Genomic DNA, 12,895 nt, shown 5'->3' on the forward strand with positions numbered 1-12,895 from the left:
TCAGGTCTCCTCCTGGCTGGGAGCCGTGGCCGGCGGGTAGGCCGCCCCGGGCTCGTACGGGTACATCGGCCGGCGGCGGTGCAGGTAGCGGAAGCCCCGCACCGAAAGCCGGGTGACGCCGGGGGTGTCCGCGACGACCAGGCCCTGGCAGACCTCGGCGTAGCCGGCGCGAGGCCCGTTGACGCCCTTGGCGACGATCGCGCGAAACGACGCCGGGTCTTGGCCGACGGCACGCAGCTGGTGCGGGGTGATGGGCTGCACGAGCTTGGAGGTCAGGACGACCGTGATGTCGTCGTCGGTGCGCAGGGCGATCATTGCGCCGGCGTCGAAGTACCGCAGGCCGCCGTGCGCCATCTTCGGCTCCTCGTAGCGCCCGTCGGACCGCCCGACGACGACCGCGTCGAGCGGCACCGGCGAGCCGTCCTGTTCCCTGGTACGGCCGCCGACCTGGACCTGGACGCGCGCACCGATCGCGGCGTCGGCCAGGCCGGCAACCGTCTCGGGGTCGAACAGCACGATGACCAGGCCGCCGACCCGCCGCCGTACGGCCTCCGCGAGCAGGATCGTCGAGTCGCCCGGCCCGCCGCCGCCGACGTTGTCGCCGACGTCGAGCACGAGCAGCGGTCCGGTTCCCGTGTGCGCGGCCACCTGCGCGATGGCGTCCTCGACGCTGACGCCACCACCCTGCAGCTGCTCGCGCGCCGCCCAGACGTGGCGCGCCATCGTGCGAGCGACGCGCCGGGCGGCAGCCGTACCGTCGCGGTGGGCGGCGACGACGGACATGCCCATCTGCGGGACGTCCGCGTACGGAAAGCCCTCGACGATGCTCACGTCGAGCACGCCGTCGGCCCCCTCCAGGTCCCGGGCGATCGCGAGGAGGCCGGCCATCGGCTCCTCGCGGGTGTCCTGGCGGGTGATCGTGACCACCAGAGGGAGCTGCTCGAGGGCGAGTCCGGGCCGCCGCCCGGTGCGGATGATCTCGACCACCCGATCCCGGCACTCCAGGCCGCGGTCCTTCGCGTCCACGTGCGGGTTCGTCTGGTACGGCAGCAGCACGTCGACCGTGTCCACCAGCCGCTGGTCGAGGTTGGCATGCATGTCGACCACCACACCGATCGGCACGTCCGGGCCGACCACAGCGCGGACCCGCGCCGCCATCTCGGCGTCGGCGTCCGGATGCCCGTCGGCGACGGCGGCGCCGTGCAGCCCCAGCAGCACGCCGTCGACGGGGCCCGCCGCGGCCAGGCGGTCGACCATCTCCCCCACGATGGCCGCGAACGCTTCCGCGGTGATCGCGCCACACGGGTTGATCCAGGCGGCGAGCAGCGGGACGAGTTCCACGCCGTCGTCGCCGGTCGGGGCGAGGAAGCCGGCGAAGGTCGCCTGGGACTCGCCGTAGTGGTCGAGCATCTCCTGACCGCGGTGGATCCCGCCATCCTCATAGGTGGCGAGGTCCGCGGGGACGGTGGAGAAGGTGTTCGTCTCGTGCCCGAGTCCCAGCACCGCCAACCGTAGCGTCATCGCCCGTCCCTGCCTCTCCGGTGCCTGCTTCTCAGCGCGTCATCCATGCCCGGACCCGCCTGGGAATCTCCTCCAGGGTCGAGGGCGTCGGGCGGCGATCGGTCGCGGTGAAGCGCCCCAGGTCCTTCAGGCCGTGGCCGGTGAGGACCACGCACGGCTCGTCCTGCCTGCCGAGCCGCCCGGCCTCGGCGTCCTGGCGGACGGCGGCGAGGGCGAGGGCCGACGCCGGTTCGACGAAGATTCCCTCGGTCCGCGCGAGCAGGTCCTGGGCGTCCCAACAGTCCTCGTCACGCACCGGCACGCCCCAGCCGCCCGACGCGGTCACGGCGTCAACCGCGACCGCGCCGTCGGGGGGTACGGCGAGTTGCAGGCCGGAGATTCGCGTGGCCCAGTGCTCGACGCGCGGCTCGGGGATCTCACCGGCGGCGGCGCGTGCGATCGGCGCGCACCCGTGCGGTTGGGCCGCGATGACCGCGGCGTGGTGGCCGCCCGCGCGCAGGCCCCGCGCGGTCGCCACCAGCAGCCCCCCGCCTCCGGTCGGAACGTACACGTGGCTGGCCCGACCGTGCTCGGCGATCTCCTCGCCGATACCGTCCGCCCCGCGCATCCCCTGCGGGTTGTGGGCGTGGGCGGTGATGGTCAGCAGCAGGTTCTCGGCCTCGGCGATCTCGCCGAGACGAGCCATGACGTCCGGCCCGAGGGCGTCCATCGACAGTTGCAGCACGCCGTACGGCGCGATCGAGGCCAGCTTCTCCGCGGGCGCGTCGCTCAACACGCACAGCACGCCGGGCAGGCCCGCCCGCGCTCCGTAGGCGCTCATGGCCGCGCCGCCGTTGCCCGAGGAGGTCGCGATCCAGCCGCGGCGGCCCTCGCGGAGGGCGACGGTGAGGCTGGCGGCGGCGATCCGGTCCTTGTAGGACCCGGTCGGGTTGAGGTGCTCCGCCTTGGCCCACAGCCGGGAGAGCCCCCACCGTTCGGCGAGGGTGTGCAGCGCCACCATCGGGGTGCGGCCCTCACCCATGGAAAGCCGCGGGTCGATCCGGTCCGTCATCGCTCTGCTCCGCCTTCCGCCCGCGCCACCCGCGCCACGATCGCCAGCGTGTCGCCGGGGTCGACGTGTGCGCGGCGGCGCAGCAGCATCACCACCCCGGCGTGCGGGCTGCGTACCGGCGCGACCGGCGCACCGTTGCCGTCCACGACCTCGCCGAGCAGGGCGCCCGCCGCCACGTGGTCGCCGACCTCCACGGCGGTGACGAGGTAGCCTCGCGCCTCGGCCTGGATCCCGCCGTCGGTGTCGCCGTCGCCGTCAACGACCACCGGCGCCGGGGCCGGTGGCGCGGACGGGACCATGCCGAGGCGGTGCAGCACCCGGAGCACGCCGGCGACGTAGCAGTCGAGATCCGCGCGCCGGACCTGGCCCCCGCCGCGACCCTCGACGTAGATCGACGGCACGCCCTCGGCGGCGGCGGCCGCTAGTGACCGTCCCGGGGAGAGTCGCGGGTGTCGCCAGACGAACGGGGCGCCGAAGACGGCGGCGGCGTCCGCCGACCGGGCGCAGATCGGTCCGGTCCCGGCGTGGTAGCCGGCCAGCAGGGGCATGTCGAGCCCCTGACCGGCGGAGTGCAGGTCGACCAGCAGGTCCGCCCCGGCGATGACCCGGGAGGTCAGGAAGGCGGCGATTCGTTCCGTCGGCTGGCCGTCGGCGTTTCCCGGAAACACGCGGGCGAGGTTCAGGCCGTCCACCGGGCTGGTGCGGGTCACCGCGTTCCAGGCCGCGGGGTGCGCCGGCGCCGAGATCCGTACGGTGCCGCGCAGTTCCGCGGGGTCGAGGAGGCCCGCGATGCGTCGCGCCGCGAGCACCCCTTCCGGTTCGTCCCCGTGCACCCCACCGAGCACGGCCACGGTGGGACCGGCCGCGTGCCCCACGATCTCGATGACGTCCGGAAGGCCGGGCGACGCGGAGTCCCGCACGATGCTCATGGATCTCCTGTGGCTCGAACGTGGCGGCAGAGCACCGGACGGTGTTCCACGGGCAGAAACGCCAGTTTCATATCGTGATCGTGATCTTAACTCACGACAAGGCCCGGTCGGCAAGACCTCACGTGCGCGAGCCGACCGCCCCGGCGCACACCGGTGCCCTACGATGGTGCCGATGACGACCAGCCGAGCCGAGGCAGAGGACGGACTTTGACAGTGACGGAGTCGGCCGAGGCGCCCGCCTATCCCCTCCGCGCCGTCGACCGGGTGTGCGACATCCTCGACATCCTCGCGAACTCCCCCGAGGGCGCCTCGCTCAAGGCCGTGGCGGACGAGGCCGGCCTGCCGAAGAGTTCGGCCTTCCGCTACCTGAGCGTGCTGGAGACGCGCCGCTACGTGGAACGCGATCCGGCGACGGGGTCCTATCGGCTCGGCCTGGCGTTCCGGCCCCAGAACACCCACGCGGTCGAGCGGCTGACCAACCTCGCCCGGCCCGCCCTGGAGAAGCTGCGCGACCAACTGCACGAGACCACCAACCTCGGGATGCTCGACGGCGCGTTCGTCGTCCACAAGGTCGTGGCGGAGTCGCCGCACATGATGCGGCTGGCCGCACGCGTCGGCGACCGCGGATACGTGCACAGCACCGCACTGGGCAAGGCGATCTGCGCGACGCTGCCGGAAAAGAGGGTGCTCACGATCCTGGCGACCGCGGGCATGCCACGGTTCAGCGACACGACGATCACCCAGACCGAGCCCTACCTGGCGGAACTGGAGCGCACCCGGGTCAACGGCTATGGGCTCGACGACGCGGAGAACCAGCCGGGCGGGCGCTGCGTCGGCGTGGCGATCGAGGGGTTGGACCTCGCCGCCGGCATCAGCGTCAGCGCGCCCGCCGACCGCCTTCCCCTCGAACGCATCGACGAGGTCGTCAGCCAGCTCCAGAAGGTCGCGCGGGCGCTGGCGCGCAAGATGCGGGCCTGAGCGTTCGCTTCTGGGCCTGTCGACCAACGGCGCGTCCGGACCCCGCCAGCCGCGTACGAGTCTCCGGGGGAGCACCTAGGCCCGGCTCTGGGCGACCAGGGCGGTACGGCCGGTGGCAACGGATCGGTAGGCGGCGTCGATGACGGCCATCGCGGCACGGGCGTCGGCCACGCCGTACCGCGGTCGAGTGCCGGCGAGCAGGTGGCCGACCAGATCGGTGAGGAACGCGGTCAGGGCGGCTTCGGCACCGCCACCGGCGACCGGGAGCCCGGCGACACCGTTTCCGTACCGGAGCACCTGTGGCAGGTCGTCGTCGGCGACCGCGTGCCCGTGCGAGCCGATCAGCCGTATGGTCGAGCTGCCCGCGCCGAGCCCGGGCGCGTACGGAATCCGGCCCACCGTGGCCGTCGCGGTGACCCCGTTCCGCAGGCCCAGCGACACCACCGCGCAGTCCTCGACCCCGTGGGCCGCGTGTCCGGCGTCGAACAGCGTGCCGGCCTCGGCGTACACGTCGACGATCTCCAGCCCGGTGAGGTACCGGATGTAGTCCACCGCGTAACCGAGGAAGTTCAACAGTTCGCCGCCGCCGGACAGGGCGGGATCGAGGACCAGTTCGGGACGCTCGACCGACGCGGTGAAGTGGGCGCCGCTGGCGAGGAACTCGACGTCCACGTGCCGGGGCAACCCCAGATGGCCCGCGTCGACCCACCGCCACAGCCGGGACACGGCCGGCGAGTGGGTGCGGTTGACCACGGTGCAGACGCCCGGCGCCGCGTCCGCCGCCGCCAGGACGGCGTCGGCGTCGGGCACGGTGGTCGCCACCGGTTTGTCGACCAGCACGTGCACGCCGGCGGTGAGCGCCTCGATCGCCAGGCGGGCGTGACGCACCGGTTCGCTGCAGATCACCGCGAGGTCGAGCCCGCCCCGGCACAGGGCGAGGACGTCCGTCGACCAGGGCACGCCGAGCTCCCCCGCCACCCGCTCACCGTCCCGGCGAACCCAGCCGGGGGCGTCCGGCTCCTCGGCGATGCCGACGATCTCGACCCGCGGATCGGCGGCGAGGATCGCGGCGTACTGCCCGGCGTGCCGGACTCCGCTGACGAATCCGACGCGCAACCGGTCGCCGCCGCTCACGCCGTCACCTCCCGGGCGGTGCGGGGCACCTCGACGGGTTGCCCGGATTCGAGCGACCGTTGGGCGGCGACCGCGGCCGCGAGCGCGGTGCGGACCTGCCCGTTCGTCACGATGGGAGAAGCGTCCCCACGCAGGGTGTCGGCCCAGTGGCGCAACTGGTGGAACATCGCGTCCTCGACCGACGACGGCGCCGGCCGGGCCGCGTCGGAGACCAACCGGGGATCGTCCTCGGTGCTGTGGAACAGCGTCCCGGTGGTGCCGGCCACCATGATCCGCCGCAGCAGCTCGCCGTGCCGGCGCAGGGCGTAGGAGATCTCGAGCAGGGCGAGGGAACCGTCGTCGAACCGGACCGTGACATGGAAGCTGTCCGGGACCGGCATGTCGGCGGCGAAGCTGGGAAACGCCCGGACGAAGACCCGCACCGGACGGCGAGCGGTCAGCCAGACGGCCAGGTCCAGTGCGTGCGTGCCGTTGTGGACCGGATGGCCGCCGGACTGCGCGGGGTCGTGTTGCCAGCCACGCCAGCCCCGCGGCCAGACGTATCCGGCGTACCAGGAGACGTGCAGCAGTCTGGCCGTGCCGATGTCGCCGGCGGCCAGCGCGGCCTGCAGGGCGCGGATCGCGGGTTGGAACCGGACGGTCTGGCCGACCATCAACGACCGGCCGGCACCTTCCGTCGCCGACACCATCGCGTCGAAGTCCTCGACCGTCAGGGCCGCGGGCTTCTCGACGTGGACGTGCTTTCCGGCCTGCCCGGCGGCGATCGTCCACCGGGCGTGGTCCGGAGTCGCCTCGCAGATGTCGACGGCGTCGACGGTCGGGTCGGCCAGGATCGCCACCGGATCGTCGCTGGGGACCGCGCCGGGCGCGTGGGCGGCGACGGCGGCGGCGCGGGTCAGGTCACTGCCGGCCACGTGCGTGACGCGCACCCCCGGGACGCGGGCCAGCGCGGCGGCGTGCTCGCGGGCGATGGCGCCGGTACCGAGTATCGCGATGTGCAGTGGCAACGGATCACTTCCGGCGTCGGGCGGGCGGGTGGACGGTCCGGGTAGCGGTGGTGGTGCCGTCGGGCCCGGCACACCGCTGGTCACAGGGGTGCGCACTGCCCGGACCGCTTGCCGGTGACCGCGTTCGGCTCACCGATGTCGATCGGGGACGGATCGTTGCCGACGCACTCCAGCGGGCCGGCGATGGTGTTGCCGGCGAGCCGCACGCCGCCGGCGTTACCCGTGAGGAACACCGACCCGCTGATCGAGTTCGGGGCGCAGTCGTTCGTCGCGTCACCGACCTGCACCAGGCCGGAGGTGTGCGAGACCGTGAGCGGGCCGTCCAACTCGGTACCGCAGATGCGGACGGCCGCGGCACCGGAGGCCCGCACCGGACCGTGGATCACGGAGTCGGTGACGACGAGTTGCCCTCCCCCGTCGACGGTCACCGGTCCGTCCAGTCGCGCGTCCTGGACACACGTGACGCCGGTCGCCGTCAGCGGGCCGTCGTGGTGGCCGGTGATCGTCACGGCACAGGGCAGTCGGGAGAACTCGACCCGCACGTCGGACCGGGGGTCGCCGACGACGAAGGTGTACGCGGTGTTCGTCCAGCGCTGGTGGACCTTGACGTAACGATCCGTGACCGACAGCCCGTCGAAGCGGTGCACGAGACGGCCGTCCTGGACGCGCGACGAGAACGTCCACCCCGGCACCTCGCGGTAGGTGTCGTTGTCGGCGCTGGTGAATAGACGGTAGTCCGACGCGACCAGCCGCGACGAGCCGTTCGTGTCCCGCAGTTCGACCGCCGACACGGCGTGCCCGGCCGGGAGATCCACGTCGAGTCCCAGCGCGCGGCCGCGGTAGTCCAGTGCCAACGACGCGGTGGCACACGCCTCGTCCCATCCGTAGAGGTGCCGGGTTCCCGGGAAGACGTCCAGCTCGCTGTGCCCGATCCGCCACAGGCCGGTCGACGGGTCTCCGCCGACACGCAGGACGGATCCGTTCGCCACCCCCGCCTCGGCGAGCGTGGCGGCGCGGTCGAGCGGCTGTCCGTCCGCGCCGATCAGGTTCAGGCGGTCACCCGGCCGGCAGGTCAGCGCCGAGGCGTGCGACTCCAGGAGGTCGCCGACGGTCTCCGTCGCCGCGCTGGTCGCCTTGCGGCTGGCGAACGGCCACGGCCATCGGTCCCGGTCGGCGCGGTCGAGGAAGACCGTGGGGTTGGCGGTCGCCCTGGCCGCGGCGTCGGTCGCCTGTGCCCGGCAGTCGGCCGGATCGGTGGCGTCCTCCACCACGTTCGCCACGATCTTGAACGGTGCGCCGTTGAGGGACACCTGGAACAACACGAGCAGCCGGTCGTCGGACAGTCGGTGGAACGCGGGCTCACCCGTCGCCGCACCCAGGTTGGTGGCACCGCCGGGGTCCACCAGGAAGGTCTCGCCGGCCCAGGTGACGCCGCCGTCGAAGGACGACCGGATGGCGGCGCGGCCCGTGCGGGTGCCGGCGGCGTCGAGGTAGCGGTGCCCCATGAGCAGCTTCGACGTGCCGACCGGCAGATCCCCCGTGCAGGGGGCGATGGTCAGCGAGAGCGCCTCGGCCTGCTGACCGGTCGCCACCGGCGCGGTCCAGGTGGCGCCGTGGTCCGAGGAGTAGGACAGGTACACCTGGCCCCGGTTCGGACCCACTCCCGAGGCGTAGCGGACGACGGCGACGACCCGACCGTCGGGCAGGTCCTGGAGGGCGAGTTCGTTGGCGCCGCTCGTATAGCGGGCACTGTGGAACGGTGGGAACTGGGGAGGGTTGTTGGGGTCGTACGCGATCGTCCGGTAGTCCGACCAGGTGCGGCCGCCGTCGAACGAGCGCAGGACGCCCGACCGCCACCGCATGGGGTCCGTCTCCCAGCCGTCCACGAGTTCGAGGGCGCCCCAGATCGGCAGCAACAGGGTGCCGTCGCCCAGTTCGAGGATCGGGCTGCCGCCGATGTGGGCCTCCCGGATGGGAATCGGCAACGCGACCGGCTCGTCCGTGCCGGTCCACGTGTGGCCGTTGTCGGTGGAGCGGGCGACGAACAGCACGGACTCGCGGTTGTTGTAGTTGACGTGGTTCACCGCGTCGTTGTACGGCAGCAGGATGGTGCCGTCGGACAGCGTCGCCATGCCGCGCTGCGCGGAGATGCTGCCGCGGTCGCCGAAGAGGCGAGGTTCCGCCACCACCGTGGACGGTCCCCACGTCCGGCCGCTGTCGCTCGACCGGATCATCCGAAGCTGGCCGCCCGGGTGGGCGTCCCCGGAGGTGTTGAACGCCGCGAGCAGGTCACCGTTCGGCGCCTGCGTCAGCGCCGGGCGCTGCGCCTGTAGTACGCCACCGCCCGCGTCGGGAAACGTGTGGGGCCCGGTGACGTCCCAGGAGTCGATCACCGTCAGCGCGGGACCGACCGCGTCGGCGGCGGCCACGGGAACGGCGGGCACCGTGGTGGAGACCAGAGCGACGACAAGGCCGGTGACGGCCAGCACGGGGTTGCGGGACCAGAGGCGACTCACGGGGACCCCCACTCAGTGCATGAGTTTCATGCAGTGGAACCATGGTTCCGGATTAGGAGTCACTATGAGAGGGCCTCGATCGGGTTGTCAAGGATCGACAAGGCCCGGAATCCGCCGAGGACGTGCCGGGGCGCGCGCTCGGGGCGCACGAGGGTGCGGCCGGGACAGCCGACGCCGGCGCCCTCGTGGCTACGGGACCGGGCGCCGCGCACCCGGCGGACGTGTCCGCCCGGCGACCGGCGCCCACGTCGACCGAGCGGTGGTCAGTCGCTCTCCTGGCGCGGCACTCGCTTGCCGTCCAGCCGCTTGCGCACGGGTGCGTAGTGGAGCCGGACGGACTCGCGGAAGGCGTCCGCGTCGCCGCGCTGCGCGGCGTTGAGCATCTGCCGGTGCGCCTGGGCGGTCTCCACGTACGCCGACGGGGACGTGGTCACGATGTGCGGCGACACCGCCGAGTAGACGTCCCAGAACGCGGTCGCCAACTGGTGCACCAGGTTGTTGCCGAGCGGTTCGATCAGCCGGGCGTGGAACGCGCGGTCCTCCTCGAGGAAGACCTCGCCCATGTCGCCCTTGTGCTCCATCGACGCCACGAGGTCGGCCAGTTCGGCGTCCTGCTTTCCGGCCCACGCCGCAACGATGCGCTCGGCGTACGCGATCTCCAGCCCCTCCCGGACCTCCACCAGCTCCCGCAGCACCGCCGCGTCGTCCTCGGCGCTCAGCATGCCGCGGAAGGCGAGGCTCTCGACCAGCGCCGACAGGGAGAGCCGACCGACGTACGTGCCGTGGCCGTGCCGCACCTCCACGATGTCCAGCGCGGCGAGGGTGCGCACCGCCTCCCGCACGCTGGACCGGCTGACCCCGAGCGTCGCGCAGAGTTCGGCCTCCGTGGGCAACGGGTCACCGGGGCGTAGCTGCCGCTCCAGGATGTACGCCTTGATGCGGTGGGTGGCCGAGGCACGCCCCGGGCGCACCGCCTGCGCTGCCTCGGCCCACTTCGCTTGCAAATTCGTCATGGTCCCTTGACCCCGTATTCATGCCGCCGCTATGGTGCGACTCTAGCAGGAGCAGACGTCAGATGTCATATATCAGATGCCTGGAGGCATGATGGGCAAGTTGGCGACCCCCAGCGACATCGGGCCCGGGATGGACCGGCGACGGTTCCTCCAGGCCATCGGGGCGGCGGGCCTCGCCGCTGGCTTCGCGGCCAGCGTGTCCGCCTGTGGCGGACCACAGTCCACCCGCGACAGCGAGGGCGGTGGCGGCGTCGACAAGGACGGCACCATCGAGGCGGGAATCTCGTACGCGCTGAGCACCGGCTTCGACCCGATGATCGCCTCGTCGGCGGCGGTGCTCGCGGCCAATCTGCATGTTTTCGAGGGCCTGGTCGACCTCGACCCGGTCACCCGGGAGCCGTATCCGGCGCTGGCGGCGAAGCTGCCCGAGAAGGTCGACGACACCACCTGGCGCGTCACCCTCCGCGAGGGCGCCACCTGGCACGACGGCAGCAAGGTCACCGCCGACGACGTCGTGTTCAGCTTCACCCGCATCATCGCGCCGGACAGCACGTCCCTGATGAAGCAGTTCCTGCCGTTCCTGGCCGGCGTCACCAAGATCGATGACAAGACGGCCGAGTTCAAGCTGAAGTACCCGTTCGCCCTCTTCCCGGAGCGGGTCTCGGTCACGAAGATCGTGCCGAAGGCGGTCGTCGAGGCCAACTCGCAGGCTTTCGACTCCCTGCCGACCGGTTCCGGGCCGTACAAGATCGTCGAGGCCACCAAGGACGACAAGATGGTGTTCGAGCGCCACGACGCGTACAACGGGCCGCGTCCGGCGCTCGCCAAGAAGATGAACTGGCGCTTCCTCACCGACCCGGCGGCGCGGGCCACCGCCATCGAGTCCGCGCGCGTGCACGCCATCGAGGACGTGCCGTACCTCGACGTCGACCGGCTGGCCAAGACGGCGTCGGTGGAGTCGGTGCAGTCCTTCGGCCTGCTGTTCATGATGTTCAACTGCAAGCAGAAGCCGTTCGACGACAAGCGGGTCCGGCAGGCGCTCTTCTACGCCACCGACCTCAACAAGATCATCTCGACCGCGCTGCTCGGCAACGCGGCGCCGGCGACCAGCTTCGTCCAGGAGGGCCACCCCGGCTACCGCAGGGCCAAGACGGTCTACACCTACGACCCCGCCAAGGCCAAGACCCTCCTGGCCGCCGCCGGCGCCAGCAACCTCGCCGTCACCCTGGTGACCACGGACACCGGCTGGGTCAAGGACTGCGCACCGCTGATCAAGGAGAGCTGGGACGCGATCGGCGTCTCCACCACCCTGGACATCGGGCAGTCCGGCGGCCAGTACAAGGAGAAGATCGACACCGGGCGTTTCCAGGTGATGGTGGCCCCCGGGGACCCGTCCGTCTTCGGCAACGACGTCGACCTGCTGCTGCGCTGGTGGTTCGTCGGCACCTGGATGGACACCCGGCACCGCTGGGCCGGCACGCCCGAGGCGACCAAGGTCTCCGCGCTGCTCGACCAGGCGGCGCGGGAAGCCGACGCCGACAAGCAGCGCGCGCTCTGGGGCGAGGCGTACGACCTCATCTCGGAAGAGGCTCCCCTCTACCCGCTGCTGCACCGCAAGCTGCCGACCGCCTGGAACCCCAAGACGCTCAAGGACTTCAAGCCGCTGCCCACCACCGGTCTGTCGTTCCTCGGCGTCAGCCGCACCTCCTGACCACGGCGGGTGCGGAGGCGGCCCAGTGCCTCCTCCGCACCCGCATCGCTGCCCGCTACCGCCGGAGGAATCCGCTCGTGACCGCATTACTGCGACTCGTCGGGCGACGACTGCTCGCCCTGCCCCCGATGGTGCTGGGTATCACGCTCCTGGTCTTCGTGGTCATCCAGTTCGCGCCCAACGATCCCGCCTACAACGCCCTCGGTGAGGGGGCCAGCGAACAGGCCCGGGAGGCGTTCCGCGAGGAACACGGGCTCAACGATCCGCTCCTGGTGCAGTACGGGCGGTTCCTGCTCGGCCTGGTCCAGGGCGACCTCGGCGTGACCACCCCACCCAGCCGCCCGGTGTCCGAGCTGATCGGCACCGCCTTCCCGTTGACCCTCCAGTTGACGTTCCTGGGGCTGCTGATCGGTGCCGCCCTGGCGTTGGCGCTGGGCGTGCTCGCGGCGCTCCACCGGGACCGCTGGCCGGACCAGCTCATCCGGTTCTTCTCCATCGGCGCGGTGGCCACGCCCTCCTTCTGGCTGGGCATCCTGTTCATCCAGTGGTTCGCCCTGCCGCCCAACGCCATCCTGCCCTCCGGTGGCTACGTCAACCCGGCGGACTCCTTCGTGGGCTGGCTGGAGTCGATGGCGCTTCCCGCGGTGGCGCTGGCGATCCCGGTCTCGGCCTCCCTGATCCGGGTGGTACGGACGTCGATGGTGGAGGAGCTCGACCGCGACTACGTGCGGACCGCCATCGGCGGTGGCCTGCCGTACCGGGTGGTCGTGGCCCGCAACGTGCTGCGCAACGCGCTGGTCACCCCGATCACCGTGCTCGGGGTGAAGACCGGCCAGCTGATCGGCGGCGCCGTGATCATCGAGATCATCTTCACCCTGCCGGGAATGGGTCAGCTCATCCTCAACGGCATCACCTCCGGTGACGCCGCGCTCGTGCAGGGCACCGTGCTGACCATCGCCGTGGTGTTCGTCGTGGTGAACATCGTGGTCGACCTGCTCTACCTCGTCGTCAACCCACGGATCAGGACGGTGTGAG

Annotated in this window: 10 protein-coding genes; 3 read left to right on the plus strand and 7 right to left on the minus strand. The window is 72.0% G+C overall.

Going from position 1 to position 12,895, the window contains the following annotated elements:
* The 3 genes from ACFY23_RS22805 to ACFY23_RS22815 are packed head-to-tail and all read right to left on the minus strand — an operon-like array spanning nucleotide 1 to nucleotide 3,501.
* Complete coding sequence (locus ACFY23_RS22805) at nucleotides 1–1,521, minus strand: M81 family metallopeptidase (RefSeq protein ID WP_350683486.1); 1,521 nt, start codon at nucleotides 1,519–1,521, stop codon at nucleotides 1–3.
* 31 nt (nucleotides 1,522–1,552) lie between these two features.
* On the minus strand, nucleotides 1,553–2,572 hold the full coding sequence (locus ACFY23_RS22810) for a pyridoxal-phosphate dependent enzyme (RefSeq protein ID WP_350683484.1): 1,020 nt from the start codon (nucleotides 2,570–2,572) through the stop codon (nucleotides 1,553–1,555).
* A complete protein-coding gene (locus tag ACFY23_RS22815) occupies nucleotides 2,569–3,501 on the minus strand; it encodes a succinylglutamate desuccinylase/aspartoacylase family protein (RefSeq protein ID WP_350683482.1) in 933 nt (310 codons plus the stop codon). Before ACFY23_RS22815 ends, ACFY23_RS22810 begins: the two co-directional genes overlap by 4 nt.
* 213 nt (nucleotides 3,502–3,714) lie before the next feature.
* On the opposite strand from ACFY23_RS22815, the gene ACFY23_RS22820 reads away from it, so the two are divergent.
* Complete coding sequence (locus ACFY23_RS22820) at nucleotides 3,715–4,479, plus strand: IclR family transcriptional regulator (RefSeq protein ID WP_350683480.1); 765 nt, start codon at nucleotides 3,715–3,717, stop codon at nucleotides 4,477–4,479.
* A gap of 75 nt (nucleotides 4,480–4,554) precedes the next feature.
* On the opposite strand, the gene ACFY23_RS22825 is transcribed toward ACFY23_RS22820, so the two are convergent.
* The 4 genes from ACFY23_RS22825 to ACFY23_RS22840 form a co-directional block, all read right to left on the minus strand.
* Nucleotides 4,555–5,613 (minus strand): Gfo/Idh/MocA family oxidoreductase, encoded by a 1,059-nt coding sequence (locus tag ACFY23_RS22825; protein ID WP_350683478.1) that lies wholly within the window; start codon nucleotides 5,611–5,613, stop codon nucleotides 4,555–4,557.
* Nucleotides 5,610–6,620, minus strand: a complete 1,011-nt coding sequence (locus ACFY23_RS22830) for a Gfo/Idh/MocA family oxidoreductase (protein WP_350683476.1) — start codon at nucleotides 6,618–6,620, stop codon at nucleotides 5,610–5,612. The genes ACFY23_RS22825 and ACFY23_RS22830 overlap by 4 nt, the downstream gene beginning before the upstream one ends.
* 80 nt (nucleotides 6,621–6,700) lie before the next feature.
* Nucleotides 6,701–9,136 carry a sialidase family protein gene (locus tag ACFY23_RS22835; protein ID WP_350683474.1) on the minus strand — a complete coding sequence of 812 codons (2,436 nt, stop codon included), beginning with the start codon at nucleotides 9,134–9,136 and terminating at the stop codon, nucleotides 6,701–6,703.
* Nucleotides 9,137–9,399: 263 nt separating this feature from the next.
* Entirely contained in the window at nucleotides 9,400–10,149 is a 750-nt protein-coding gene (locus ACFY23_RS22840) for a GntR family transcriptional regulator (RefSeq protein WP_350683472.1), read from the minus strand.
* A 76-nt stretch (nucleotides 10,150–10,225) separates the two neighbouring features.
* Here ACFY23_RS22840 and ACFY23_RS22845 point away from each other — a divergent pair, with 76 nt between their 5' ends.
* The gene (locus tag ACFY23_RS22845) at nucleotides 10,226–11,860 is read left to right on the plus strand and encodes an ABC transporter substrate-binding protein (protein ID WP_350683470.1); all 1,635 of its coding nucleotides are present in this window, start codon (nucleotides 10,226–10,228) and stop codon (nucleotides 11,858–11,860) included.
* A 77-nt stretch (nucleotides 11,861–11,937) separates the two neighbouring features.
* Nucleotides 11,938–12,894: an ABC transporter permease gene (locus tag ACFY23_RS22850; RefSeq protein ID WP_350683468.1), complete on the plus strand. Its 957-nt coding sequence runs from the start codon at nucleotides 11,938–11,940 to the stop codon at nucleotides 12,892–12,894.
* The last annotated feature ends 1 nt before the right edge of the window (nucleotide 12,895 follow it).

It is taken from the genome of Micromonospora sp. NPDC000121 (assembly GCF_042899165.1).
GTDB lineage: Bacteria > Actinomycetota > Actinomycetes > Mycobacteriales > Micromonosporaceae > Micromonospora.